Origin of the sequence: Mucilaginibacter sp. NFX135 (assembly GCF_048565145.1) — a bacterium.
Taxonomy (GTDB): domain Bacteria; phylum Bacteroidota; class Bacteroidia; order Sphingobacteriales; family Sphingobacteriaceae; genus Mucilaginibacter.
Map to the genome: position 1 here is coordinate 801,574 of NZ_CP183412.1, position 25,955 is coordinate 827,528.

At 43.2% G+C, this 25,955-nt stretch carries 21 protein-coding genes; 15 read left to right on the forward strand and 6 right to left on the reverse strand.

The genetic code is table 11. The annotated features are described in order from the left end of the window. Nucleotides 1–30: 30 nt before the first annotated feature. From ACNURT_RS03560 to ACNURT_RS03580, 5 genes are all read right to left on the reverse strand, one after another. Nucleotides 31–354: an AtuA-related protein gene (locus ACNURT_RS03560; protein ID WP_419700571.1), complete on the reverse strand. Its 324-nt coding sequence runs from the start codon at nucleotides 352–354 to the stop codon at nucleotides 31–33. After that, nucleotides 344–1,678: an acyclic terpene utilization AtuA family protein gene (locus ACNURT_RS03565; protein WP_419700572.1), complete on the reverse strand. Its 1,335-nt coding sequence runs from the start codon at nucleotides 1,676–1,678 to the stop codon at nucleotides 344–346. The genes ACNURT_RS03560 and ACNURT_RS03565 overlap by 11 nt, the downstream gene beginning before the upstream one ends. After that, nucleotides 1,679–2,974 carry a CitMHS family transporter gene (locus ACNURT_RS03570; RefSeq protein WP_419700573.1) on the reverse strand — a complete coding sequence of 432 codons (1,296 nt, stop codon included), beginning with the start codon at nucleotides 2,972–2,974 and terminating at the stop codon, nucleotides 1,679–1,681. It abuts the gene before it with no gap. Between the two features lie 3 nt (nucleotides 2,975–2,977). Next, nucleotides 2,978–3,841 carry an alpha/beta hydrolase gene (locus ACNURT_RS03575; protein ID WP_419700574.1) on the reverse strand — a complete coding sequence of 288 codons (864 nt, stop codon included), beginning with the start codon at nucleotides 3,839–3,841 and terminating at the stop codon, nucleotides 2,978–2,980. Nucleotides 3,842–3,984: 143 nt separating this feature from the next. After that, nucleotides 3,985–5,553, reverse strand: coding sequence for a carboxylesterase/lipase family protein (locus ACNURT_RS03580; RefSeq protein ID WP_419700575.1), 1,569 nt, complete (start codon nucleotides 5,551–5,553; stop codon nucleotides 3,985–3,987). 197 nt (nucleotides 5,554–5,750) lie between these two features. Between ACNURT_RS03580 and ACNURT_RS03585 the strand changes: the two genes are divergently transcribed. After that, complete coding sequence (locus ACNURT_RS03585) at nucleotides 5,751–6,959, forward strand: hypothetical protein (protein WP_419700576.1); 1,209 nt, start codon at nucleotides 5,751–5,753, stop codon at nucleotides 6,957–6,959. 394 nt (nucleotides 6,960–7,353) lie between these two features. Here the strand turns inward: ACNURT_RS03585 and ACNURT_RS03590 are convergent, their stop codons facing one another. Beyond that, nucleotides 7,354–8,274 carry a hypothetical protein gene (locus ACNURT_RS03590; RefSeq protein ID WP_419700577.1) on the reverse strand — a complete coding sequence of 307 codons (921 nt, stop codon included), beginning with the start codon at nucleotides 8,272–8,274 and terminating at the stop codon, nucleotides 7,354–7,356. 305 nt (nucleotides 8,275–8,579) lie between these two features. Here ACNURT_RS03590 and ACNURT_RS03595 point away from each other — a divergent pair, with 305 nt between their 5' ends. The 14 genes from ACNURT_RS03595 to ACNURT_RS03660 all read left to right on the forward strand — a co-directional run bounded on the left by ACNURT_RS03595 (nucleotide 8,580) and on the right by ACNURT_RS03660 (nucleotide 25,954). Beyond that, nucleotides 8,580–11,492 carry an ATP-binding protein gene (locus ACNURT_RS03595; protein WP_419700578.1) on the forward strand — a complete coding sequence of 971 codons (2,913 nt, stop codon included), beginning with the start codon at nucleotides 8,580–8,582 and terminating at the stop codon, nucleotides 11,490–11,492. A gap of 205 nt (nucleotides 11,493–11,697) precedes the next feature. Continuing rightward, entirely contained in the window at nucleotides 11,698–12,198 is a 501-nt protein-coding gene (locus ACNURT_RS03600; RefSeq protein WP_419700579.1) for a hypothetical protein, read from the forward strand. A 45-nt stretch (nucleotides 12,199–12,243) separates the two neighbouring features. Next, nucleotides 12,244–12,468 (forward strand): hypothetical protein, encoded by a 225-nt coding sequence (locus ACNURT_RS03605; RefSeq protein WP_419700580.1) that lies wholly within the window; start codon nucleotides 12,244–12,246, stop codon nucleotides 12,466–12,468. Nucleotides 12,469–12,486: 18 nt separating this feature from the next. After that, the gene (locus ACNURT_RS03610) at nucleotides 12,487–12,702 is read left to right on the forward strand and encodes a hypothetical protein (protein WP_419700581.1); all 216 of its coding nucleotides are present in this window, start codon (nucleotides 12,487–12,489) and stop codon (nucleotides 12,700–12,702) included. Nucleotides 12,703–12,761: 59 nt separating this feature from the next. Beyond that, nucleotides 12,762–14,039: an amidohydrolase family protein gene (locus ACNURT_RS03615; RefSeq protein WP_419700582.1), complete on the forward strand. Its 1,278-nt coding sequence runs from the start codon at nucleotides 12,762–12,764 to the stop codon at nucleotides 14,037–14,039. A 9-nt stretch (nucleotides 14,040–14,048) separates the two neighbouring features. Next, nucleotides 14,049–14,246, forward strand: a complete 198-nt coding sequence (locus ACNURT_RS03620) for a hypothetical protein (protein ID WP_419700583.1) — start codon at nucleotides 14,049–14,051, stop codon at nucleotides 14,244–14,246. 324 nt (nucleotides 14,247–14,570) lie between these two features. After that, nucleotides 14,571–15,833, forward strand: coding sequence for a serine hydrolase domain-containing protein (locus ACNURT_RS03625; RefSeq protein WP_419700584.1), 1,263 nt, complete (start codon nucleotides 14,571–14,573; stop codon nucleotides 15,831–15,833). 83 nt (nucleotides 15,834–15,916) lie between these two features. Next, complete coding sequence (locus tag ACNURT_RS03630) at nucleotides 15,917–16,534, forward strand: DUF1579 family protein (protein ID WP_419700585.1); 618 nt, start codon at nucleotides 15,917–15,919, stop codon at nucleotides 16,532–16,534. Between the two features lie 110 nt (nucleotides 16,535–16,644). After that, nucleotides 16,645–17,136: a cupin domain-containing protein gene (locus ACNURT_RS03635; protein ID WP_419700586.1), complete on the forward strand. Its 492-nt coding sequence runs from the start codon at nucleotides 16,645–16,647 to the stop codon at nucleotides 17,134–17,136. A 316-nt stretch (nucleotides 17,137–17,452) separates the two neighbouring features. Further along, a complete protein-coding gene (locus tag ACNURT_RS03640; protein ID WP_419700587.1) occupies nucleotides 17,453–18,856 on the forward strand; it encodes a S41 family peptidase in 1,404 nt (467 codons plus the stop codon). A gap of 76 nt (nucleotides 18,857–18,932) precedes the next feature. Next, on the forward strand, nucleotides 18,933–19,538 hold the full coding sequence (locus ACNURT_RS03645; RefSeq protein ID WP_419700588.1) for an RNA polymerase sigma-70 factor: 606 nt from the start codon (nucleotides 18,933–18,935) through the stop codon (nucleotides 19,536–19,538). A gap of 245 nt (nucleotides 19,539–19,783) precedes the next feature. Next, entirely contained in the window at nucleotides 19,784–20,812 is a 1,029-nt protein-coding gene (locus ACNURT_RS03650) for a FecR family protein (RefSeq protein ID WP_419700589.1), read from the forward strand. 140 nt (nucleotides 20,813–20,952) lie between these two features. Further along, nucleotides 20,953–24,201 carry a TonB-dependent receptor domain-containing protein gene (locus ACNURT_RS03655; RefSeq protein WP_419700590.1) on the forward strand — a complete coding sequence of 1,083 codons (3,249 nt, stop codon included), beginning with the start codon at nucleotides 20,953–20,955 and terminating at the stop codon, nucleotides 24,199–24,201. A 412-nt stretch (nucleotides 24,202–24,613) separates the two neighbouring features. After that, nucleotides 24,614–25,954: a hypothetical protein gene (locus ACNURT_RS03660; RefSeq protein WP_419700591.1), complete on the forward strand. Its 1,341-nt coding sequence runs from the start codon at nucleotides 24,614–24,616 to the stop codon at nucleotides 25,952–25,954. The last annotated feature ends 1 nt before the right edge of the window (nucleotide 25,955 follow it).

Sequence of the window (25,955 nt, forward strand, 5' to 3'; positions counted from 1 at the left end):
TTTAAAGGACGAAATTATTGATTGCTAATATCAGGTAGTTTCTGGCAATTCAAGATTCATCTCCAGCAGTGCATAACTTAATGTTTTGCCGTGGGTATCCATCACCAACGAAGTAGTAACCCCGCCGGCCAAAGCCTGTAGGCATACAAACTGCACCGCGCAAATATTAGGAAGCTCATACCGGACAATTTCGCCATGTATGACCTCTTTGAAATGTTCCTTCACTTTATCCGCAGTCACCAGATTACGGAGCAGCTCATAATCTTTTTCATCGTAGGGTATCAGTGATAAAATCAAGGTATTGCCTTTATCACCTGCTCGGCTGTGCGCTATTTCATAAAGTTTAATGCTCATAATTTTTCACTATTACCGATGACTTTACTTTATTCCTGTCAACCAGGATCGACACGATGCCGATCACCTCGTTAATATATTTACGCACACCACCTCCGCCGGCAGGGCCGTTGGTATAAAGTGCTTCCACTTCCTCTCCTATGATAGCTGCTTCATCAGCGGTATCGGTCTTGCCGGCTACGCGTAAACGTACTTCATAAGGTTGATAGCCATTTGCCAGCGAAGAAGGATGAACCGATGTATGGCCGATATAGTCGGTCCTTAAATCAGGGAATTGGCTTTTTAATCGTTGCTGAATGATTTCACCTGCTAACTGCGCCCTTTCCCGTGCGCTTGCGCCCGCATAAGTGATCTCCCCTTCGCCGGTAAAGCCTGCTTTATACCCGATGCTGACTTTCAAGGTGGATGGCTTTTTATTGCCGCTGCCGCCGGTTACCTTGATGCGATTTTTTCCATCCTGTTTCAAATATACCGTGGTGAAATCTGCTGATACGTCGGGCGTGAGGTATTGATAAGGATTTGTTACTTCGTACAACAGTTGTTCTTTAACAGTCGCTAAGGTTATATTGCCTCCCGTCTTACCCACTTTGCTTATAGTTGCACTGCCGTCCGAACAAACGTCTGCAAAAGGATGGCCCAATGTGCTCATATTCTCGATTGGCTTTTTAACCGGATCGGCAAAATAGCCACCGGTTATTTGTCCCGCGCATTCCATCAGATGCCCAATTACAGTTCCTTTGGCAATGATATCGACATCATCCAAAGACCAGCCAAACTCATGTACCAATGGCGCGACAAATAAGGAAGGATCGGCTACACGCCCGGTTATGATAATATCGGCGCCTGTTTCCAGCGCCGGTAAAATTGCATCAGCACCTAAATAAGCATTGGCTGAAATGACTTGTCCTGACCGGGAAATGGGATTGCCTGTTTCCATAGCGATCTCATCGCCGCTGATAGATTTCAAAACATCGTCGCCGGTAACTGCCGCTACCTTGACGGAGATTCCTTGTCTTTTTGCTATTTCAATAATTTTACCCGCCGCTGCGACAGGGTTTGCAGCCCCCATGTTGGTAATGAGGCGGATTTTATTTTTTTTAAGCAAGGGCAATAACAACGCTATTCGTCGCTCAAGCAGCGGATCATACCCTTGTGCCGGGTCTATCGCTTTTCTTTTTTGAGCTAACGCGATGGTACGCTCGGCCAGGCACTCCAGCACCAGGTAATCCAGATCGCCCTTTTCTGCAAGAATAACAGCTGGTTCCAGGCGGTCTCCCGAAAAGCCCGCCCCACAGCCTATACGTATTTTTTCTTTTTGCTTCATTTATATGCTTATCGCTCCGGTTAATATGGCTATGAGTGTCATTATTAATGTTGTACCAAATGCCCATTTAAAGGTGAATTTTTGATGATCAGCCAACTCCACTTCTGACAATCCCACCAGCACAAACGTTGAGGCGGTTAAAGGGCTTAATGGGAACCCAGTGGTCATCTGCCCTAAAATTGCAGCTCGGCCAATTTCTATAGAATTTATGCCATAATGGGTAGCCGCTGTTTTTAAAACCGGAATCACGCCAAAATAATAGGCATCGGGGGTAAAAACCAAACTCAATGGCATACTGGTAACGCCGACCAATGCCGGCAAATAACCCGCATGCTCTTTGGGAATGATGGAAACCATCGATAAAGCCATAGCGTCGATCATTTTAGTTCCGGTGAGTATACCGGAAAATACCCCGGCTGCAAAAACGATGATGGAAACCGAAAACACATTGGCTGCATGCGCCTGTATCCTTTTTCTTTGTTCGGCCTGCGAGGGATAGTTAATCAGTATCGCTACGGCAAAACCGATAATGAATAAAGCCGATGGAGGCGCCAGCGACAAAATAAGCGCTCCGATCAAAATAATGGTCAGAACCGCATTGAACCAGAATAACGAGGGCCTGCGGCTTTCTTTTTGTTCTTCAGACAATTCCTGGTGATGATCATAATCCAGGTGAACAACGCCTAAACGCTTACGCTCTTTTTTGCCAAGCCAAAATGCCACAAATAATACCCAAAGAATTCCGCCGATCATGGATGGGAGAATCGGAATGATCAAATGTGCAGGGTCAGTTTTCATCACATTTAAAGCCCTGGCTACAGTGCCCGACCACGGCACCAAGTGCATAACGCCCACGCTGAGCGCGACAATGCAGGGGAGTATCAGCTTCTTCATTCCCAACTTTTTGTAAATAGGGAATAAAGCAGTGATGGTGATCATAAAAGTGGCTGTACCGTCTCCATCAAGGTGAACCAGCATGGCCAATATGGCAGTTCCCAGGGTAATTTTCAACGGATCGCCTTTGGCAAGGTTAATAATGCTCCTGATCACCGGGTCAAATAACCCTGTATCAATCATCAGGCTAAAGTATAATACGGCAAAGATCAACAGGATTCCGGTGGGTGCTACTTGTTTGATCCCGCCCAGTACCATTTCGCCTATCTCCTTCGCCCCAAAACCACCAATCAATGCAAATAAAACCGGTACCAGGATCAATGAAAGCAGTACCGACAGGCGCCTGGTCAGGATCAATCCTAAAAAGACACAAATGGTCAAAAAGCCGAGGATGGATAGCATAGATTAGAGCATTACGCCATTGGCCTTTAAACGTTTACTAAAATACAAAACCTGATAAGGCAAGGCATCCTGCCAGAATTCCCAGGTATGGCCGCCCGGCCGTTCTGTATAATCATGCAAGGTATGGTTATATACCAGGCGCCGGTGCAATTCGCGGTTGGGTTCAAGCAGAAAATCTTCTACCCCGATATCCATTACGATGGGCAATCCGTTTTTCCTGATTTGATCGGCCATATTTACCACAGAGTAAGGCAGGTAACTATCCGGCGTCATCGGCCCCATTATTTTATCCAGAAACTTTGTAAGACCATTAAACCGTTCCGGGGTCAGGTTCCAGGTGGTCATATTTGGGTCGAGCGCCCCGCTCATGCTGCCGGCAGCCGCGAACAAATCAGGATGGCGCGTGGAAAGGTAAAGCGAGCCATAACCCCCCATCGACAAGCCCGTGATCACCCGGCCTTTTTTATCTTTCATAGTGTGGTACTTGCTATCTATAAACGGGATGACCTCTTTTATAATGTAGGTCTCAAATTTGCTGTTGGGGTCAACCGGGCTATCGATATAATAACTGAATATTTCTCCTTCCGGCATTACAATAATCATATTGTATTGGTCGGCCAGGTTACGCACCAGCATTTTATCAGGTGTTTTGAGCAGCCAGTCATTAAAGTGGCCGAATCCGCCATGCAACAGGTAAAGCACGGGGAAGTCCTTTTTACTTTTTGCATAAGCATCGGGAAAAGCGATGGCAGCTTTGTAAGTTTTATTCATAGCTGCGCTGGGGATTTCGACAGTATCCAGCTTGGATGCGTAAGATAAAGTGCTGCAAAGCATGGCGAGCACAAAAACGTAGCTGAGTTTTCTCATAGTTGATATTTTTGGTCTTATTTTAACACGTCACTTTTATCGGCTCGCTGATAATGTTTTGGCTATCTTCCGGCAACCCGGGTATAAAACAACCATGCCGCAATCAGGCCGAAAATAAAAATGCGGTTACTTCATTTAGCAGTTTATTGTTTTTTTGAAGCGTTTACTATTTTCAGCAATTCAGCATCCGGGTGACTGCGCATTTCGCATTTATTATCAAGGATCATCGTTGCGCCATTTGCAGACGTATAGGCTGGCCATTTTGGCAAACCTGGCGTATTGGGATTACCACTCCGGGCAAAACTGATCCAGGCACTGCTTATTTTCGAGGCAAGTGCATAGGCATCCTTGCCACCGCCGGTCATTTCCTCGCAGCGGCGTATATTATCAAACTGAAAAGCGATATCCATACAATGCATAGCTTTGTACCTGCCATCGTTAACCGGAGACTGCCAGGTAAACAGGTACATGTAAACCGGTGCCGCACCGCTCAACCCGGATTTTTGATCGGCTTGCTTGATGGCTAATGAGCGAAAACCGAATTCGATATCATTGTATTCAAACGGCTTGCTGGTATTTGGGTAAGCTTGCTTCACTGCTGCCATATAAGCGTCGGTCTGGTCGCCATATTTTTTCTGTAAAATAACTTTCACATCTTCTATGGTCTGGCCCTTCGGGCTCGGTGCGAAAGCCGCAAACTCATTTTTAGTGGTACCCACCAGTAGCGGTATATTTTTTGAAAGGTCCATGGCGGCCTGATCGGTCGGCTGATTAGGGAACATATCGCCATCCAGTACCGCGTTCCAGCCAACGTTTGCCGGTTTTCCTTCTTTTCTCAACGCTGTTCCTACTTTTCTTAGCGCCCTGTTACCGGCGGCATTCAATTGATCATAGGGTATTTTTTGCAGGGAGTCGACCTGGGAAGCCTGTAAATGTAATTCCTCCAGTAAAGCTGCCGCAACCCGTTGCGAAATGGATTTTTCGGTAAAAGAAGTGATGTAACTGCCGCTTTCTACAATAGCTTTGTTAAATAGTCCTTTTGCCTTTGGCGTATTCATCATACAGGTTACCTTTCCGCCGCCGCCCGACTGCCCGAATATCGTGACGTTATCCGGGTCGCCGCCAAATTGCGCGATGTTGTCTTTCACCCATTGCAAGGCCGCAACGATATCAGCCAGACCGGCATTTCCAGAGTTTTTATATTTATCACCATAAGCAGAAAGGTCCAGGAAACCCAGGATATTCAACCGGTGATTTATGGAAACAAGTACAACGTCCCCTTTCTTTGCCAGGTTCTCCCCATCATAGGATGGCAGTTCAATAGACGAGCCGGCCGTAAAGCCGCCGCCATGCAGCCACACCATTACCGGGCGTTTTTTACCATCGTTTAATTTTTGTGTCCATACATTCAACGTCTGGCAATGCTCATTGGCATATCCCAGATCATGGTTAAAAGCAAATTCAAATGTATCGTTTACTGTTGTAGTCGGATCGGTTGGGCAAACCGGACCGTAGGCCATTGAGCTCCGCTCGTCATTCCAGGCTTTGGGTTTGCGTGGTGCCGTAAACCGGTCAGCTTCCGCATAGGGGATTCCTTTAAAGGTAAAAATTCCGTTATGAATATAGCCCCTGACTTTTCCGTTATCAGTAGCGGTGACAGCAATGCCTTCACCGCTTTTTATTGGATCTTCCGTTTGGCAAAATGCATACATGTTATAAAAGCAAATTGCCAACATAAGCAGTAATGTTGTTTTTCTTTTCATCATAATTGGTTTTATCAGGAATGACAAATCTAAATTTACATCTTCAATTCCATCTTTTTTTATATTGCTGAATTGTATATAAATTTATCGCTTGTTTTCCGAAACGTTTCCGAAACCGGGAGCAAACCTGAAATGCTAAAAATCATATGAAGCTCAAAACGGGAAAGGACGAAATTGTATACCTGCTTACAAAGGTCGTGCTGAAATACGAGGCAACAACCGGCCAGGGTATTAAACGAAATACGAACAGAAAGAATTATGAAGACCTGGCGCGCATGTTAAGCGAGATCAGTAACCGCCTTCCCTATACCAGCGAAACACTTTTCCACAATTATTACCCGCCGGGTGAAAACAATGCGTCTGCCGTTTACCCATTCCGCAAATATGACATAACCGGCGGTCAGCTAAAAGATGCTATTAATGGGATCGTGTCGAACCCACGGCCGTTTTTGGTTGATGCCTGTTACATTTATTTGTATGGACAGGGCAGAAAGGGTTTTGCACAAAAACCAGTTGATGCAGGGTTAGTGAATGACGCAGCAACTGTTGAAATGCCATATATTGATGTGTCTCCTACTGAAGGCAGTAGATTATCGCTGCTCAGAAAAATCAAAACATATCGGGCAATTGTAATCCTGCTTTGTTGTCTTTTATTAGCTGGAGGGATTTTTTTGGCTGAAGAAAATTCAAAGGAAAAAAAGCTCTTCCGTGATTTAAGCATTTTGCCCTACCAGCCCTCAAGCGCCGAAGTCGACAGCCTGGAGGGAATCTGGCTGTGCTATACCGGATCGCCGCAGGCGCGAACGTATGATGCCGGGCGGTTCCATAAAATTGTTTCTAATATCATGGATGTGAAATACCAGGATGGTTACTTCAAATTTATCCGTTACGGGTCTAATTTCGAGCATGCGGGCTTTATGCAGTTTGAAGCACCCTGGCTGGTTTCTATTCACTCGCACGTCGTTAACGCCCGGGATAGCATCGAGTCGCCTAAACTATCATTGATGCGTTTGGATGAAAGCAGGCCATATGTGGATGTCATATCCGCTTCCTGGAACTTTGACCAGGGAAAAAATAACAGGATCATCGGCATACGGGAGCTTTTCATCAAACAAGGCAAAAGGGGACGGATAGAGGAGATTATAAATACGCCGCAAAACGCAGCTTGCAGTTGTAAAATAATTAAATGGCAATCACCCGGCAATGCAATTCGCTTTTTTTATTTGAAAAATGAACTGCTGGATACGATTGGCGATAAAAGATTGAAACAAACACTCGATGAGAAAAGTATTTTACTTTCTCGGCCCGGTGATACATCCTTATTGCTGCCTAAACATTTTACAAATACGCATTGAGTTTTTATTCAAATTATCAATGGCTTGGATGCTGATCTGTAATAACGAGGCAATCTCGAGTCAGTTAACTTTTTCTTACCGCCAGGTTGAAAAGCTTCCTGAGGCTGGACTCAAGCCACAAAAAATAGATAATCTACATTTTAAAATTTCAGGCAGAAGAAATCTTGTTTTCAGCTTCCAAAATCGGCTCTACAGCTTCTAAAAACTCAAATAAGTGTTCTAAGAATCCTCTACGGGCCGGAATTTGTGTAAATTCGAGATGATAGGCATCTTTACCATCAACGGTTTAAGATGAAAGTATAACAGAATTGTTTACCCCGCCTTTCTGGAACCAAAGGCTACCACAGCATGAAAACTAACGTTATTGAAAAGCTCAGACGGGACATAGGTAAATTTAGTATTTTAAATCCGCCACATCAACAGACGATTTATAGCGCGTTGAAGCTATCCGTAACAGATTAACACCCATCAGGTAAAACATAACAAATGGAATGGCAGGCACACAGACCAAGTAACTCATGGTAGCAAAAGGTTCTGGGGCTGATGGTGGAAATAGGTTGACCAGTGCAGCACATAAGCTGATAATGACATAGGCGCGTGAAGCTGCCGGCTTGAAATACCCTGTTTTACCCAACGCCAATGCAAACATCGCCGTAGCTATATAAATCATCGAAACCTCCACTGTATTTATCAGCAGGAACAGTTCCTGAAAAGCGGGATACCAGTCAGGCCGGTTCGCTGTTTTAAAATGCCGGAATGCTTCGGTAAGAAAACTACCCCAATATGCCATGTTTATGACAAACATGGGTATGGATAAGGTCATCAGACCCATACCCAGGGTGGTAAATAATTTTTCTTTATTCCGTAACCAATGGTAAAGCAGCGCGGTTCCAAGATAAGCCAGTGTACTCCCTAATATGAGCAGGTTATACCGGGCATGCTGTTCGCCGGCAAGTTCCAGCCAGCGCCGGATGTTCTGCGGCGGTCGGCCCATTCCACCAAAAACAGGGAAAATGACCCAGGGTACAATAAGCAGCAGGGCAGCAAGGGTGAAAAGTGGGTTACCCGATGGCCGGTACTTTACCAACGGGTATAATATGGTAATCATCATCAGGGTATTGATGAGCCACCCCGACAGATACCATCGTGGATCCACATGACCGACGCCAAAACCTAACAGCATGGTCAGGAATGGGACCGACATTAGGTAAACGACACCGGCCCTTTGTATACCGCTGAATTTGTGGTGTTCATCAGATTTAAGCGTAGCAATGGTTTTCTGTCCCTCTAATTGTTGTTTTATTGTATTGCTCATAGTCAATTCAAATAGTATAGGAGCTATCACGGTAATAGCTATACAAAGCAATGCATTGGATACCGGAAAAACATTCGCATACTTTGCAAAAGCATTTGAATTTGTTTCGTTTATGGAAGTTGCCCTGTTATTTTCCAATATTGCAGGTTATAGAAACATCTGAAATTTTAAGTAATAAACGACTGATTAATATTATGTTATAACTTTATTATTACTATTGTCTCCACATTTGAAAGTGTTATTTTTGAGAACAAGGATTGCGGATATTTTGTATGTATACAAGGGATATTTTTTCATATAGGTATGTGAGGAGTTGCACGCTGCTGGGGTGTCTGGTATTATTGTGCCTGGTAAACCGGACCGTTGCGCAGCAGACAAGCATAATCCGTAGCAATGATTTTGGTAAAAATAACCAGATATTCACCAATGATTCGGTTTGGTTTTTTCATCCTGGCGATTTGCCAGGCGACAGACTGGCTGTAACTACCACCGCCGGCTGGGATACCCTGCACCACACCGTTTTTGGCAAGATCGATGCACCACCGCAATGGGCTGGCATGGGTTGGTTTGGCTTATGGGTAAAGGCCGATACGGGGCTGGTAAACAGGAAACTTTTTATCAGCATTAATCACGATGGTGCTTCAGAAATTTTCATGGATGGCAAACCCATGGGCGGCTATGGTAAGGTTGGCAATTCCGCTCAGCAAATGGAGGCCATCCGCGCCCCAAGGGAGCTAATTCCGCTTTGGTTTGCCGACACCCGCCCTCATCTGCTTACCATCCGGTATTCAAATTTCTTCGGGGTTTACTCCAACTTTTTGGGCTTCCAGCTTTCTATAGGTGATTATATAAAACGAGCCGAAAAAACCAGGGCAAGCAAAAAACTGCTTGATTACTTGCCCATGTTTGCCGCTGCGCAACTGATACTGGGCCTGCTGCATTTCCTGTTCTTTCTTTTTTATCCCCGGCAAAAACTTAATGCATACTATGCATTGTTCGTATTGCTGATAGGCATCAACGGGATGGCAGTTTATCAGTTTTACCTAACGCCTTATCCCACGGTTCAATATATTGCTGATTTTACAACGAATGTTTGTAAAGTATTAATTATGTGGTCGGCGGTGGTATTACTTTACGTGGTTAATTACCGAAGAGTACCACGCTGGCGCATGGCGGTTTTAACGGGCGTAACCCTCGTTTACCTTATAAAATATATTTTAAAGTTTTGGGTATTTAGGATAGAAACAGGGGCTGACTATTTTTCAATAGCTTACGTTATTTGTATGCTGGATGGCTTGTGGTCGGCAGTTCAGGTTATTAAAAGAGGGCAAAAGGATGCCTGGCTTATTGGTATTGGCGTAGGCACAATAATATTGGTTTACGTTTTTGCCTGGGATGATATGTTCACAATATGGCCATATGGGCTTAATTCCTTGCGTTTGTTTGTAATGGGTGCGGGGTCATTAATATTGCCGCTTTGCTTATCGCTTTACCTGGCGCTTGATTTTGCCCGTACCAATCAAAAGCTTACGTCAAAACTGAGGGAGGTAGAAAATCTATCGGCCCGCGCCCTTGCCCAGGAAGCCGAGAAAACAGAACTGATAGCCACCGAGGCCCGCCGGCTGGAGCAAATTGTACAGCTGCGTACCGCCGAACTGAAAGAACAAGCGGATAAACTACTGGAATTGGACGCGGTTAAATCGCGCTTTTTTACAAACATTACGCATGAGTTTAAAACACCGCTTACGCTGATCATGAACCCGGCTAAGGAATTGTTGTATGCACCTGTTGGGGATACCAATAAAAACTTAAAACTAATTATTAGCAATGCCGAACGTTTGCTGCGATTGATTAACCAGCTGCTTGATTTAAGCAAGGTTGAGAGCGGCCTGATGGACGTGAACCGGGCACCAGTTGATTTGGTTGCGCTTATTAAATTGCACATCCTTTCCTACGAATCGCTTGCCTTACAAAAAGGTATCAATCTGCATTTTACTGCCGACCGCGATGCTTTGTGGATACTGACCGACCGGGATAAAATGGATAAGGTGGTCTTAAACATCCTCTCCAATGCTTTAAAATTTACCGACAAAGGAAAGGTGGAAGTTACACTGTGCCAAAATGAAGAAACACCTTACAGCGCCTTTATTTTCACAGTAAGAGATACAGGAAAAGGAATCCCGACGGGCAAGCTGCCTTACATTTTTACACGCTTTTACCAGGCCGATCCGTCTGATACACGCTCGGCAGAGGGTACGGGTATCGGATTGGCGCTTACCAAAGAGTTGGTTGAACTGTTGGGTGGACAAATAGCGGTAGAAAGCATTGAGGGCTTATATACACAGACCCGGATTGATATGCCATACCAGGCTGCGGAAGCGCTTCCCGAACCAAAGGCAGAAACATTAGGTATGGAGCTATTTACAATGATGCCCGACATGGTTGAAACGTTGGTTGCCGATGAAAGCAGCCCGCTGATCCTGTTAATTGAGGACCACTACGAACTGCGGGAGTTTATGAGGCAATCGTTGGCAGGCAGATACCGGTTAATTACCGCGGCAGATGGTGAGGAGGGTATAGTTCTTGGGCTGAAACAAATCCCAAATTTGATTATTACCGACCTGATGATGCCCAAAGTAAGTGGTTATGAAGTGAGCGTGACGTTTAAAAAGGACGAAAAAACAAGCCATATTCCAGTAATTATACTAACCGCAAAAGCCGACCTGGACAGTCGTATACAAGGCATTGAGACCGGGGCAGACGCTTACCTGGCCAAGCCGTTTGATCAGCGGGAGTTGCTTGCTCTTATTGAAAACCTCATTACTCAACGTGAACAATTGCGCCTGCATTACAGCAGCCGGGACCTGTGGCTGAAAGATATCACTGCCCTGCCATCTATTGAGCAGGATTTTATCTCACGGGTACGCCTTGCTGTAGAAACACATCTGAACGAAGAAGGCTACAGCGCCGATCAACTTGCGGTAGACATAGGGCTTAGCCGCACACAGTTGCACCGCAAACTCAAAGGTCTCATTGGTCAGGCTCCCGGCGAGCTGATCCGCATTGTTCGTCTTCAATATGCCCATGACCTGTTGGAGCGTCGCGTCGCTACCGTATCCGAAGTGGCTTATATGGTTGGCTTTGGCAGCCCTGCCAGTTTTTCGGCCAGTTTTTCGCGTCATTTTGGCTTTGCCCCAAGTAAGGTGATAGAAGCCTAATCTTTAACCAATTACCTTATTGCTTTTAAGCAAAATGGTTGTTTGCCCATAAAAACGCAACAAAATCGAAAGGATTTGCAACATGTGCGAAAATGTATTTTTGATGGAGTATGTTTATTTGTGAAATGATAACGACTGCATTATAGCTTGTTTTGATATGGTATAACGCAGTTTCAAATCATTTCACAAATATGCTTATCTACCTATGAAAAACCTAAAAACAACCTTATCAATACTGCTTACCACGCTATTAAGCTGCCTGATATTTATTGGGTGCGATTTTAGTAAAGGCGTTAAAAAAGACCTGCGCACCGGTTTATCATTCAGCTATAATGGCTTTATCGTGCAGGATGTTTTATTGATAGATCCGGCTAATAAACGAATGCCCGATAATAAAGTAAATTTAAATACCCGTATAGCTATAGCAGCAATCGGACTAAACAATTATGGCCTTAAGGACGGTAAAGTTTTTCCGGGGACAATGCTTTTGGTGACCGATAAAAAAGGAACTCCCATACTTAAAGCCGACGACTTGTTTGCCGGCGACCAGGGTCATCTGCCGGCGGAAGCATCCGAGCTGCGCGGAGCCATCACCATCGCAAGGCCAATGATAGCCGGCGAAACCTATCACGTAAAAATGCATGTTTGGGACAAAGTGAAAGCAGACAATGAATTAAATATTGAAGCTGACCTGGTTGTACAATGAGTTGTTACACCCCTAAAAATTTGTTAACCATTTAAATTATTTACGATGGCCATTTTATTGCCGAGAAAACCGACCCTTATTTGCATGGCAGTGCTGGGCCCAATTTGCGTGGTGGACGGCATTGTTAAACAAGACACCAAAGAGATCCTTGCAATGTTGGCCGTATTCATATTTGCCATAGTAACCCTCATTATGGATAGCAGAAAAAAGAAAAAGCTTATAAATACGAAAAACCAGGAACATAACAATTTCCTTAATCCAAACCGATAAACCTAAACAAACAGCATTATGCCCGATGAAAAGAGCTTTAGGACAACCAAACCAGTAATAACTGCAGCATTAAGTAGGGCAGGCTTATTCTGCAAATCGGCAATGGCAAACAAGTCTTCCGCCGAAACAAAACCGGGAGTTAAAAAAGATGCGGATAGCTTACCTGGTCTGAAAAAGCCGGTGATCAATTTTTTTAAGGAGGATAAGAGCCGGTTGCCGACGGCGAAAAAATAACAATTAGCTGACAGGTGACACAGTTAGATCAACTGGAAATTTATAAAAATATAAAGACTATGAAAAACATCTGCCTGCGTTTTCTATTTCTTCCCGCATTGCTATTATGCCAGTTTGCCGGTGCGCAGGTTTCGCTGGGCGATATGGCGCTTACCACCGTTACCATTATTGATGCTAATCACCGTACTCCGCTTGCGATGCAAACGGTGCTCATTGAAGGGGGGATAATCAAGGATGTTTTTACAGATGGCAGCAAGCCCATACCCGCTTCTTATGCCGTGCTGCCGCTGAAAGGAAAGTTCCTGCTCCCGGGTTTGATCGATACCCATGTACATCTGGCTACAGACCCATCAGGAGTGGATAACCGCGCCCATACATTAAGCATACTCCGGCAAATGTTGTATAGCGGCATTACAACCGTGAGAGATATGGCAGGCGATGCACGTACGCTTGCGGGCTTGTCGCGCGATGCGTTAACCAACAATATGATATCCCCTGATATTTATTATTCTGCGCTGATGGCGGGACCTGCTTTTTTTAGCGATTTCAGGACAGGCAGCTCCACCCAGGGCGCCATATCAGGTAAAATGCCCTATATGCTGGCAGTTACAGATAGCACCAATTTGCTATTAGCCGTCGCCGAAGCAAAAGGTACAGGAGCAACGGGGATAAAATTATATGCTAATTTATCGCCGGGGCTGGTTGGCAAAATTGTTAGCGAAGCAAACAGGCAAGGCATAATGGTTTGGGGGCATGCCTGGTTACAGCAATCCAGACCGTCTGACCTGGTTAAAGCTGGTGTAAACTCCATTTCGCATGCGCCACTCATAGTGCATGAAAAGTTTGACAAGCTCCCGGACTCATGGAAGAAACAACATACAAACCGATTTTGGGACGACTCAATACCCAATCTAAACGCACTGTTTGTTCTAATGAAACAGCATGGCACCATACTGGATGCTACGCTGCTTACCTACAAAAAATGGGCTCAAACAGACACGGCCATGCAGTATGATTATGAAATTGGGAAACACCTTACTATCGCGGCTTATAAAGCTGGGGTAACGATATGCGCAGGGACCGATGACGATCAGGAGGCTTTTGTACAGGATGAAATAAGATTGCTGGTTAGTGATGCGGGTTTTAAACCTATAGACGCAATTATAGCGGCTACCCTAAACGGAGCAGCAGCGCTAAACATTGCCAATACGCATGGCACCATAGCGCCCGGAAAAACGGCAGATATATTAGTACTGGACAAAAATCCCCTGGTAAGTATGGATAACCTCACATCGGTTTATCTTGTTATGAAGAAAGGCCTTATCTTCAAAAAGTAAAAGGCCGGAATGAAAACACTTCCAAAAGCCGATAAGTCGTCTCCTTATACGGACATCTCAAGATATTGGAAATTTATAGGCGAAGATTTTAGTGCCAATAACCTGAATAAGGTCCGTTTTTGGGTAGGTTGCTGCGTTATCCTAAGCAAGAATAACCCGGTTAAAATTACCGGAAGACTGATAACCGCCTGCGGCGGCAGACGTTGACGCTACCCTTGCCTATCAACATAATGATAAAAGCTTGCCGGTTAACATGGCCATTAATGGTTCAGGTACAAATGCTTTTACTTACACTGCAAATAGGTCTTGGTATAAGCACCTGTCTTATCTTAAATAATGATGCGGCGCTCGTGCTAACAGGGAAAAATTAAATGCCTATTCGCATAGTTGCCTAAGTATGCAACAAACTCAAAAGCATTTGTAACAAACGCGAAAGTATTTTTCAAGCTATTTATGTCTCTTTGAGCTCCCTGACAGGCTTTCCTAATTAAATGGGTTCAATTATTAATAAACAACAAACACCTAATACCTATGAAAAAGATTTATAAATCTAATATTTGCTGCTTCGTAACGAGTGCACTAAAATTTACCAAATTATTGGCTGTAGCCGGCTTGCTCCTTTTTGCGGGCTGCGGTAAAGACACGCCTTCAATAACTAAAACGGATACAGGTACGGGAACAGGTACAGGTACGGGAACAGGCACAGGTACAGGTACAGTCATTGATACGCTTGCTGCCAGTAAAGTTGCCGTTGCCGCTTTAGATGACGAGGTAAATGCCTTTATGACTACTTATAACGTTCCGGCAGTATCAGTGGCGATTACCAAAGGCGAAAAACTGGTTTATCTGAAAGCCTATGGTACAAGTGATCAATCCAGAAATGTTAAAGCTGCTATCAGCGATAGATACCGTATAGCCAGCCTTTCAAAACAGTTCACCTCCGTTGCTCTCATGAGGTTGCTTGATCAGGGCAAGATAACGCTGGATGACAAAGTATTTGGCGACGGTGGTATATTAGGTAAAACCTATGGTACTAAAACCTACGGCCCGCATATTACCGATATTACGGTTAACGAACTGCTGCATCATACATCCGGAGGTTGGGCTAATGATGACAACGACCCGATGTTTACCAATCCAACCATGACAGCTGCACAACTCATCACCTGGACTTTAGATAACCGCCCGCTTGACCACACGCCGGGAAGCAGCTATGCTTACTCAAATTTTGGTTACTGTATATTGGGGCGGGTGATAGAAAAAATTACCGGACAGCCCTATGAAGAAGCTATAAAAACATTAGTATTGACACCTATCGGCATCACAGACATGACTATTGGTGGTAACACACTTGCTCAAAAACTACCCAAGGAGGTTACATATTACGGCCAGTATGGTGAGGACCCTTATGCTTATAATATCAGCCGGATGGATTCGCATGGAGGATGGATCGCTACAGCCGCCGACCTGGCCAGGTTCCTGGTTTATGTTGATAAATTTCCGGTGCGTAAGGATATCCTTACACCATCAACCTTAAATATTATGTATACAGGCTCAACAGCCAATGCTGCTTATGGGTGCGGATGGGGTATTACAGGCAATAACTATGTTCATACGGGAAGCCTGCCCGGTACGGAGACCGAACAGGCCCGTTTGGATAATGGATTTAATTTTGTGATTTTGACCAACACCCGCAGCTGGAAAACTAAGTTTGACTATGATTTGGACCAGATATTCTGGAGGGCCTATGCCAAAAATCCAACCTGGTCTGTAGACGATTTATTCACTAAATAAAAAAACTAAGTAACAGCTTCGATTTAAGTTTCCACTGTTCATTAAATTTTCTACAAGTTTTCTACAATAGCAACACCATTCAAATGAACAAAAAAATAATAATTTCATACGGCATGTATGCATGGCTGCTGACGATGATTACATGCACCGCCAGCTTTGCGCAGGACAAAAATGAAACCGCCCGGTTGGCCGCAACGAACCAAAATCATCAGTTGCTTGCCAGTATTACCGGCTCCTGGATTTTTGCCGGCAAACATACTTTTGCCGGCAGTAAGCATAAGCCCATTGAATTTGCCGGCACGATGGTAAGGAAGGCATTGTGGAACAACCGGTATTTTACATCAGAGGTTACCGGCCAGGACATCCCCATGCCGTGGTCTAATGGCGAATTGGTTACGCTGCACGAAATGACGACCGAAGGGTATGATAATGTGAAAGGGAAGTTTGTAAGCGCTTATATCAATAACGAATTTGAAACAGGCATTATCCTGTTGGAGGGCAGCTACGATGCCAGCGCAAAGATCATTACCTATGATGGCGAAACGCTATCTCCTCCAAGAGGCGATGCGCCTGCCGGTACCATGCGCAAATTTCATGTGCTTCTTAAATTTATAAATGATAGCCATTACACCCTTGAATGGCATGAAAGCATTGGTGGAAAAGAACTTTTCGACACCGTACTAAATTTTACCCGGCAATAAACTTTAAATAGAACACTATCATGAAACGCAATATTTTCCTTCGAATACTCTCCTTAACAAGCGCTGCAGTTTTTGCCAGTCCAATCGGCAGTATTGCTAAAACTTATATAATGTTTAGGGAAAAAGCTGGCTTTAAAACGGATGCCGGTGCAGATCGCTTTCAAAAACCTATTAACCTGTTTGACGGAGATACCTTTTATACTAAGGTATCTGCCAAAGATACCGATGGCGATATGTACGTGTATGAATCATCGCGCGTAAAAAAAGGCGGGCCAAATTTGCACGTCCATCCCAATCAGGACGAGTGGTGGTACATTTTGGAAGGCGAGTTTGTGATCAAAGTGGGCGATAAACTGCACCGCGTTAAACCCGGCGATAGTGTTTTTGGCCCACGTGGTGTACCGCATGCATTTTCAAAGATAGGAGACGGTGTTGGTCGAATGCTTACTACTTTTCAGCCGGCCGGTAAAATGGAAGAATGTTTTATAGCGATAAGTGAAGGGCAAATGAAAGGAAAGCCCGAGGCCGAGCAGGACGAGTTTAGAAAACAACATGGCTTTGAACGCGTAGGCCCTCCAATTGATATACTAAAAGCATTTTAATTTTAAACCACTTCACTTCATAATTAGCAGGTTAGGAAAGTTAGCAGGTTATGTTAATAATAGTTGGTATGTTGGTTGTATGGTTTTAAAACCTGCAGCCAGCAAAAGCATTAAAACCAGTGCTACTGATGAAGATATATTGAAAATAATATATACAGCAATGTATAGTAATTGATCGATCTTAAATGATTGATATATTGAAAGTAGGGTTACCTTCTGTAGTCGGTAATTAACAATGACGCTACTTGAAAGTTAATTATCTGTTAATAATGGAAAAGTATATTTGTTATCACATAAGTATACTTTTTATAGTATTATGCAGCCAATTTTTAACTTTTATAAACAAGGTCGCCATGTTTTCATTTGTCTGATGGCTGTTCTGTTTTTACAAAATTCCTGCAAAAAAGATAACTCTACACCCAATTATCCTGTTGGAAGTAATGAAAATATAAATACCTGGATACTGGATAGCCTAAAACGCTACTATTACTGGAGCGATGGGCTGCCTTCCAAACCTGCACTTAACCGGCCACCGCTTGATTTTTTTTCCGCCATACGAAATTCCAGTGACCGCTTTTCTTATATTTTATTGCCCGGTGATCCTTCCACCATTAGCCCCAGCAACAAGAGCCAGTACGGGTTTGATTATACTACGATCAAAGAAAAAATTACAGGTTTGGTTTTTGGAGTGGTTAAGCTTGTTTTAAGCGACTCTCCGGCCTCCAGAGGGGGGTTAAAACGAGGCGATTATATCAGTAAAATTAACGGTAAAACTATAACCCTGGAAAATGCCGCGGCTTTACAACAGGAATTGCTTTCGGGCAGCAAGGTTATCATCACACTGGCAGAGCTGAATGGGAATGACTTAAAAGATATGGACTCTGTTGAGTTAACAGCTGGATTTACTTTTGAACAACCCGCGGTGAGCAACATTACCGGCGTTGGCGGCTCCAAAATTGCCTATCTGTACATATATGATTTCAGCCCCGGATTGGCTACCTCGCTTTACAATACTTTTATGAGTTTTAAGAATGCCGGTGTAACAGAGCTTATTCTGGACCTTCGCTATAATTCCGGCGGACAGGTTGCTGAAGCCGCCGGGCTTTGTGCCATGATTGCATCAGGGGTAAATTATACCACTCCTTTTATCATTTATAAAGGGAATAAAAATGGAGGTTCCAGATCCGAATCTTTGGGTGATGCCGCCAGCTTTGATCATACTTTAAATTTTAATACACTTTTACAAGCAAACCTCAACTTAAAAAGAGTATTTATTTTAGGAACAGGTGCAACTGCTTCGGCTTCGGAGGTGATGATCAACAATCTAAAACCTTATATTGAGGTTATGCTGATCGGCGAAAAAACGAGAGGTAAAGACGAAGCCTCATTTAAAATTTCTGATGCCAGGGTCCCTAAACAAGTGGAATGGGAAATGCACCCGATTGTTTACAAACTATTTAACGCAGCTGGAAATGGAAGTTATAACGCGGGTATAGATCCCGATATTAGCGTTATAGAATTGAATGATCTTCCTTTGCAACCTTTTGGTGCCAGGGAAGATCCCTTGGTTAAAGCTGCCCTCAATAGAATTTCCGGGAATAATACTATCAGGATAGTACAACTAAAAAGCTCCAATAAGCGTAACCTTGCTGCCGGAAACATATTGGCCGATTCCCGTGCAATGCTTACTTCTGCAAGTACCGTGATTACTCATCGGTAAGCTGGTAAAGCTTCTCTTATAGTTAACATTAACTTCAAATTACCCGCTTAACTTGCAATGCTTAATCTCCTGCCGTATGAAACATTTGGACAACTTATCTATCAAGGAACTTTTGTGCCTTATCCAAACCGGGAATACCGATGCTTTTGGTGAAGTTTATAAATTATACAGAAGGAAAGTATATTGTTTTGCCTACCGTTTTGTACGTAGTGCTGAAGAAGCCAATGAACTAACCCAGGACGTATTTGTCCGTTTATGGGAAAACAGGATGAAAATTAATCCTGATAAAAATTTTGAGGCCTACCTGTTTAGTATGGTTCGAAGCAACTTTTTAGATGCCTTAAAAAAGCAAGCCAGGATGTCTGTTTACCGAACGGCAAACGCACAAGAACCGTCTTTTAATTCAACAGAAAGTTATATGGATTTTACCGAGTGCCGCCAGATAGCCATGAATGCTATTGAAACGCTTTCTCCGCAAGTTAAGGTAGCTTATCTGTTAAGCAGGGAAGATGGTTGCTCGCACGAGGATATTTCCAGGCAAATGGGCCTTTCCAAAAATACGGTGAATAACCATATTAAAAAGTCCTTAACCCATATTCGTACCAGGATGCGTTATTTATCTCCGGATACTGTTCTTCCTTTTATACTGCTGATGCTGGCATCCTTTCCCGAAATGTGTTAACCTGGCTTTTTATCTGCTTCTCTTCAATCTATTATTTATGTTATTTGCCCGAAAGGGCAATTATTATTTTATAACGTCAATAGCAAAACTCTGTTAAGGCTTTTCATAAAAAGTGTAAAATTATTATGTTGATTATAAGGTGTTTAATTCAAGATGAAAAATATATCGTCGGGCCATATAGCTGTTAAGTTCTTCCCGATCTTATATACATATATAAGTCGTTAAAAAATATTGAAATCATAAAGGTGAAACATCAGGAAGAAATCAGAAGGTTATTTAAAATGTACCTGGAGGGCAAAACAAATGCCCGTCAGAATACCATTTTGTTTCACTATTTAAACAACAACAAAAACGCAGAACAGGAACTGTCTGATCTCATGAGCGAAACATGGGAGCAGGAACCTGCAGTGAGGGATAACTCGGTTGAGGCTAATGAAGGGCTGGAACAATTATGGACCAAAATTGATCACAAAAAACAAAAAACCATTCAGCGATATCAGATACTTAAATACGCGGCTTCATTGGTAATGATCTGCTCTGCTGTGTTTGTATACAAAGCCAGCCAAAAAAAGCAGCCTGATGTTGCAAAATCAATTGCTGTTATCACTAAAATAACAGCAAGCGGCGAAAAAGTAAAAATGCTGCTGCCTGATAGCTCTGTTGTTTACCTGGGTAGCCGGAGTAAGATCTCCTGGCCCGAACATTTTGAAAAAGGAAAAATCCGGAGTGTTTCTCTTGAGGGCGAAGCCTTTTTCGAGGTGAAGCATGATGCTGCGAGTCCCTTTATTATCCGGTCGGGAAAAATGGAAACACAGGTTTTGGGGACTTCATTTAATATTTATGCTTACCCGGAAGATAAAATATTTACCGTATCTGTAAGGACGGGCAAAGTAGGTGTAACTGAAAAAAGCCCCCGAGCCCGTAAAATGCTTTCGCTTTTAACGGCAGGTATGAAGATCGTTTATGATACAGATAACGGAAAGTTCAGGGTGAATGTTGCGCAGGTTAGTGAAGCGGATAGCTGGACAAACAACCGCTTTGTATTTCACGATGAAAATTTAGGCTCCATGCTGGTTAAGCTTGAACGCTACTACAATGTTCATTTTGAAGTGAAGAGCGCTAAGTTAAAAGCATGCCGGTTTAACGCCACTTTTTCTGACATCAATATTAACGAAGTGATGCGACAGTTAAAAATTATGAGCAGCGGTCATATCAAATATAAAATTAGTGACGATAAAACAAAAATTGTCTTGTGGGGGGAGACTTGTGAATGAAAATTTAACACAGCTAAATCGCGTAAGCGAAAGCTTATACAAAAGAAATAGTAATTAAAATACGAAACCGCTCTGCGTCAACAGAACGGTTTCAAAGAAATAGTTTTTAACTCGTGAAAATTAAAAATCGTCGTAAACTTATGAATATAAGCTTTTACAAAAAAGTAAATAAGCATTTTTCCAGATTAAACTACAGGGCAATCCTGTTCATGTTCTTATTATTTTGCCATGTTTCCGGCAACACATTTGGTTCTGCTTTAAAACAAGAAAGAGCTCCCGGTAACATCAGTTTAAAATTAGTAGCTGTAAGTATTCCAGATGGGCTCGCCGCATTAGAAAGTAAGGCTGGTTGTGTGATCAATTATAACAAGTCTATTTTTAATGAAGGCAGTCGTATTAATATTGATGTAAAGGATGTAACCCTAACCCAGGTATTAAAACAAGTGCTGACCGGTACCCGGGTAGGGTTCAAATTTGCCGATGAGCACACGGTACTCTTATATAAACTACCTGCACCGATAAAACCAGGCAAGATCAGCGGGAAAGTGCTGGACGAAAAAGGGGAAACCCTTCCCGGAGCATCCGTCAGAATAATTGAAACCGGGAACGGTACGCAAACAAGTGTAAATGGCGAGTACATATTAAGTGTAGCTCCGGGTACTTATACACTGGAGATCACTTATATATCCTACCAAACCATGCGGATCAGCGGAGTGGTGGTAACGGAGGACAAGAATACCTCTTTAAACATCTCATTAAAACCGGCAAGCTCTGCTTTAAAAGAAGTAGTGGTAACGGCCAGCTACCGTAAGGCATCGGTTGATGGGCTGCTTATCCGCCAAAAAAACGCTTCAGAAATTAGTAATGGCATCAGTGCCGAACAGCTTGCGCGTACACCAGATAAAAATATTGGTGAAAGCTTAAAGCGGATCAGTGGTGTAAGTACCATTGATAATAAGTTTGTATTGGTTAGGGGTATTGGCGAACGCTATAATACCGCCATGATGGACGGAACTGTACTGCCAAGCACCGAGGCGCAGAGCCGCAATTTTTCTTTTGATATGATCCCCTCAAGTTTGGTTGATAACGTGGTGGTGAGCAAAACGGTCACGCCTGATATGAATGCCAGTTTTGGCGGTGGACTTATCCAGGTGAATACTAAGGATATCCCGAACGAAAATTTTATAAGTTTTACTGCCGGTGCGGCATACAATGATCAAAGCACCGGTAAAGATTTCCTGAGCCACAAACGCGGGAAATATGATTACTTCGGTTTTGACGACGGCAGGCGTGATTTGCCTACCGGGTTGGAACAAACTAACAGAAATACAGCGCCCAACGCTGCACTTTCTGACGCCGATTATCAAAAAAAGGTAACTGATCAAAGTAAAAGGTTTACGAATGATAATTTTACTATGTATAAATATAAAACGGCCCCCTCACAAAACTACCAGTTTTCTATTGGCCGTTTATTAACGCTGGACACTACCAGAAATAATAGGCTGGGTTTTACCGGCGCCATAAGCTATCGTAATACGCAAAATATTAATATTATAGATGATCAATCCAGAGGCGACTGGAATATTCAGCGTCCGGATTTGAATACAGGTGCCGCCTATGTATTTAACACCACTTTGGGCGCCTTGCTAAATGTGGGTTTGCAGCTGGGTAAAAATCGCTTTAGTTTGCGCAATACCTATACACATGTATATGATAATACATTGACAAGGATAGCCGGGTACAATCTCGTGGATGGGCCTGGTGCCGTGAAGGCGAATGAACCACCAAACCGGGTTGTGGAGGCAGATGCCCCCACCTATACTACCTTGCTGCAAAATAAACTGAGCGGGCAGCACCAGCTGGGTAAAGTAAAAATTGAATGGGATGCTGCCAGAACCTCGGTAAGCCGGCAGGAAAAAAATGTGTCTATTGCTTCGAGTGGCCCGGTTTTAATAGGCAATAGCTATCAGTATTTTTATGGGGGGGGCTCACTTACAGAACCCACGATATCACAAACCTCACGTCAGCATCTCAGTAATAAAGAACATCACTATTCTTGGGACGTGTCGGGTACCCTGCCTTTTACTTTTGCAGGTATCCGCAGCAGTATAAAAACGGGTTATTTTGGCATTCAGAAAAAAGCGGAGTTTGACTGGCAGATTGCTGTACTGGCTTATAATGGCCCCGATAGCTTAAAATACAAGCCAATAAGTGAAGCATCTAAACCGGAAAACCTGTCTTATGATAAATATAGTTATGGTATTCAACCCTTTTTTTTAGATAGTTATAAGGGTAAAAGCCAAACACACGCCGGTTATGTGATGTTGGATAACCGGATATTTGATAAGCTCAGATTAGTATGGGGCTTACGGGGCGAGTATTATAAATATACGGAGATCAAGTACGGGGCAAATATCAAAGGCGATAAAGGCGTATTCAGTGTAAAACCAGATAAGCGCTGGCAATGGCTTCCTTCGGCTAATTTAACGTACAGCCCGATCCAGTCATTGAATGTAAGGGCGGCGGTTTCCAGCAGTGTGGTGAGGCCGGAGCTGATGGATAATAACCCGTTTTTCAGATATAGCGCTTACCTGGATGGTTTGTATGGTAACAGAGGCCTGTACAGTACCCGCATCAATAGCTATGACCTTAAAACCGAATGGTTCCCTGGCCTAGGTGAGATCATCTCGGTAGGTGGTTTTTATAAGCGTTTTGATAAACCTGCCGAACTATCATATTTTTATAATGGCACAGATAATTATTACCTGCAAAGCGCGGATTGGGCAAAAGTGTATGGATTGGAGTTCGAGCTTCGTAAAAACTTCGGTTTTATAGCCGATGAGGGAATCCTGAAAAATATAACTGCTTATGGTAATCTTACGCTGCAAAAATCAAGGGTACAGGCTACCTATGCGGTTGATAATCCGGAAGTTGGCAAACCTCAGCTGCAGGTTCCTGTTGAGCAAAAGCGGGCCATGTACGGGCAGTCGCCTTACTTGTATAATGTGGGTTTACAATACATAGGTAATCATTTAGGTTTTAACGCGGCATATAATAAATCGGGCTATAAAACCTATATCGTTAGTGATGACCCAACCGCCATCGAGTATGAAAAGCCACGGGAGCAACTGGATATTCAGATCAGTTACCGGTTCCTGAAAAATAAAATAGAAATTAAGTTCAACGCGGGTAATCTCACTAATAATATTTCTACGTTTTATCGCAACACTGCCAGTTATGAAAATATTCCCAATTATGGAGGCGCGGATAAAAGCAAAGGCATGCGTTTAAAACCTGGCTTTACTAATAAATATGAAAACGGTGACCAGGTGAGGTTTCAACAGAAATTTGGCCGTACCTACAGCACATCACTTATCTATAATTTTTAACAACGAGAATACATCATGAATGTAGATATATAATGGTTAAACAATTAAAAAATGAAGGAAAAATAAAATCCTGCTGTGCTATAAAAAGTAAAACGAAGGGTGCTCAAAACCCTTCGTTTAAAAACCGAATAGCTTGCTCGCTAACGGCACAACCAGGATAAGAACCCTGAGAGTAATATAAAAATACCCGAAAGGATGCCTGTTACTAAGCCAAGGGTTTAGACCAGAAGATCGATACAGGTGAATTATGTTCAGCCGTAAAGATAATAAAAAATTAAGTCTGAAAATAGCTTCTCTTTTTGATCTTGAAAAATAAGAGATGCTATTATGCTGAATTACAGAGAATTCCAAGTAAACCGAATAACGGGGGTTAAAAATTAACTGCCTCCCTGAAAAACAAAAAAACAACAAAATGAAAAAAGTATCTTTAGTAGCCCTATGCCTGGCTGCAGGAATTTTAGTAACATCTTGTAAAAAAGAAGCCAATAATGGTGCTTCGTTTGATAACCGTAGCACTGCTGCTACCGATTACCCATCTTCAGTTACATCATTACCGGTAACTACTGTAAGTGGCGATATTACTACCAACACTACCTGGGATGCGGCTCATGTTTGGGAAATCAGCGGTGTTGTTACCGTAAGAAGCGGCGCTACCCTGACTATCAACGCAGGTACTTTCATCAAATCAACTGTAAATACCGCAGGTGTTCAAAATGGTGTATTGGTAATTGCCAAAGGCGCTAAAATTAATGCTGTTGGTACTGCAAGCAACCCTATCGTTTTCACCAGTCGTTACTTGTTAGATGGTAATAACGCTACTGTTGGAAAACCTGGTGATTTTGGTGGTGTTATCCTTTTAGGTAACGCTGTAATTAACGTAGGTGATAAATTAATTGAAGGTTTGGCTGATGATCCTAAATTTCACTATGGTGGTACCAATGATGCTGATAACAGCGGTACAATAAAGTTTGTTCGTATTGAGTTTGCTGGCTATGTATTAGCTCCAAATGTTGAAGTGAACTCTTTAACTTTAGGCGGTGTAGGTAGCGGTACTACTATCGATCACGTACAGGCTTCTTATGGTCTTGATGACGGATTTGAGTTTTTTGGTGGTAAAGTAAGCCCTAAATTCCTGATCTCATTTGCAAATGACGATGATCAGTTTGATTTTGATAACGGCTTTACCGGTACTATCCAGTTTGCTATCGGTGTAGTTGATGCTTACTCAACTCATAGCGCCAGCAGCGGTGCCAGTGATTCAAATGGTATCGAGTCTGATAATAATGCACCTGCAGAAGATGCAACTTTTAGCAAATTACCTAAAACTCACCCTACATTGTCAAATTTCAGTGTAATAGGTACTTCTGCTGCAACTTTATCACCAGCTATTACTGCTCCAGGCCTTAAATGGGCTTTCCGTAACCGTCGTGGTGCTGAGGCTACTGTAAACAATTCACTGTTTACCGGTTATCCTACAGGTATCGTAGCTGATGTTGACGCAAATGCTTCACTGGTAGCATTAAACAATGTTTCTGTTCATGGCTTTACTGCTGCAACTTCAGTATTGGGTACCGGTGCATTTGTCACCTCAGGCGTATTAAATACTTCAACTGCAACTGCCGCTCCTACCTGGGGTATGACTCAGCCGTTCTATAATTCAGGTGCGGTTAATTTGGGCCCTGCACAAACTCGTGGTGCCATTACTTCTGCTTCTGGTAACTGGTTAGCTACCTGGACTAAATTTACTTTCTAAA